This window comes from Kitasatospora sp. NPDC005751, from assembly GCF_040630835.1.
Taxonomy (GTDB): Bacteria; Actinomycetota; Actinomycetes; order Streptomycetales; family Streptomycetaceae; genus Kitasatospora.
Genome location: NZ_JBEXYC010000159.1, coordinates 1 through 1,535 on the forward strand (window position 1 = coordinate 1; position 1,535 = coordinate 1,535).

At 71.9% G+C, this 1,535-nt stretch carries 1 protein-coding gene and 1 pseudogene; one reads left to right on the forward strand and one right to left on the reverse strand.

What is annotated here, in order from left to right; all coding sequences use genetic code 11:
- The first annotated feature begins 224 nt into the window (after positions 1-224).
- Entirely contained in the window at positions 225-695 is a 471-nt protein-coding gene (locus ABZ497_RS36780; protein WP_329485155.1) for a hypothetical protein, read from the forward strand.
- A 427-nt stretch (positions 696-1,122) separates the two neighbouring features.
- On the opposite strand, the pseudogene ABZ497_RS36785 reads toward ABZ497_RS36780, so the two are convergent.
- Positions 1,123-1,424, reverse strand: a pseudogene (locus ABZ497_RS36785) (aldo/keto reductase); the annotation flags it as partial.
- Positions 1,425-1,535: the final 111 nt, after the last annotated feature.

The window sequence follows — 1,535 nt, forward strand, 5'->3', positions numbered from 1 at the left end:
CAGCGACGAGCATCGACCTCGGATATGTCCCCACCCATGAACAGCCCAACGAGCGAACCCAACAACCGTCACGCTAAGCACCGTTGCAGTACTAGCCGCGGCGTCGATCCGTTCCACCCGGCGGGCCCCGCCGGCCGCCGGGTGCGGAGCCCACGACCGGGTTCCACCACGACTCCCGGCTCGCCGTAGGGCCCGTCTCCGGGGACGGGGGCTAGGGTCTGCGAATGGACGCACCCACGGAGCAGGACCAGGACTCCCCGCCCAAGCCGGACCGTCGCCGCCCCCGGCGCTGGCGCGAGGTCTCACCGACCCGCCGCGGGCTGGTCCTGGCGTGGTGGGGATTCACCCTCACGTTCGCCTTCCTGCGACTGCTGACCTGGCTGATCCACATCGACGCCGCCGGCGTGGGCAACGTCTCGGCGGGAGGTGTCCACATCCACCACTACGTGTGGGGCATCCTGATCCTCATGATCGTCGGAGCGCTGGGCCTGGTGGAGCGCTCACCGCGCTGGCGCACCTGGATGGGCCTGGCCTACGGCATCGGCGCAGCCCTCGTCATCGACGAGACCGCCAACCTCATCGACCTCAGCGACGTCTACTGGCAGCGCACCGGCGGCATCAGCATCGCCGTCGCCCTCCTCGTCATCGGGCTCACGGGCAGCATCCTGGCCCTGACCCGCAGGGACGAACCGTAACCCTGGGCGCGGACCGACGGCCGCACTCCTGTGGTCTCCAGGTGACCCCACGCTTCGCCCGTCGCCCGATCCGGCCCGCCCTCGTCGTCTGAGCCGTCGTCCTCGCCGCCGCGACGGCGGGCGGTGGCGCAGCGGTTCGACCGGGAGGGACGGCCGGTCAACGGAGGCGGTGGGCGCGGAGCCGGCGGGCGCGGAGCCGGCGGGCGCGGAGCCGGAAGCCGTCGTTCCGGAAGAAGACCACGGCGATCACCGCACCGAACAGCCAGAACACCGCCGAGAGCAGTAACGCGAGCCAGGACGCACCACGGCCCGTCAGCAGCCCGGTCACCGGCCAGAGGGTCCAGACCCCGAACCACACCCAGGCGAACGCGCGGTGACCCATGATCCCTAAGAAGGTGATCGCCCGTCCCCCGCCGAACACGGCCCACAGGCCCAGCTTGGCGAGGCTGGCGTCGAAGGCGCGCAGCGTGGCGTCCTGGCCCTGGTCGGCGTTCCACCGCTTGGTGATGACGAACAGTTCCTCGCGCGGCACACCGCCGGAGGCCAGGGCCCGGCCCACGCCGGTCTCATTGCCGTAGATCACGGCGGTGTCGATGCCGCGGTAGCCGGCCCCAGGGCATGGGAGACCGCTGTGGCGGTCTCGTCGTCAGGGACCTGGAAGACGCCGAAGCCGAGCTGGGGGATCCGGGTCGTCGGGGAGGACGGACGGGACCGGGCCGTCGGCGGCATCCGTGCAGAACCGAGCCGGGGGCCGGCGGGGAAGGGCTCCGACTCCCCGACAGCCCCCGGCGGGCACCCCTTTTCACCGGATTCGACGGCCCGAGCGAGACCGGCCGAAGA

What these genes read in the sequence shown, in the direction of transcription:
- ABZ497_RS36780 (WP_329485155.1), top strand. Translation starts at nt 225, where the DNA reads ATGGACGCACCCACGGAGCAGGACCAGGACTCCCCGCCCAAGCCGGAC.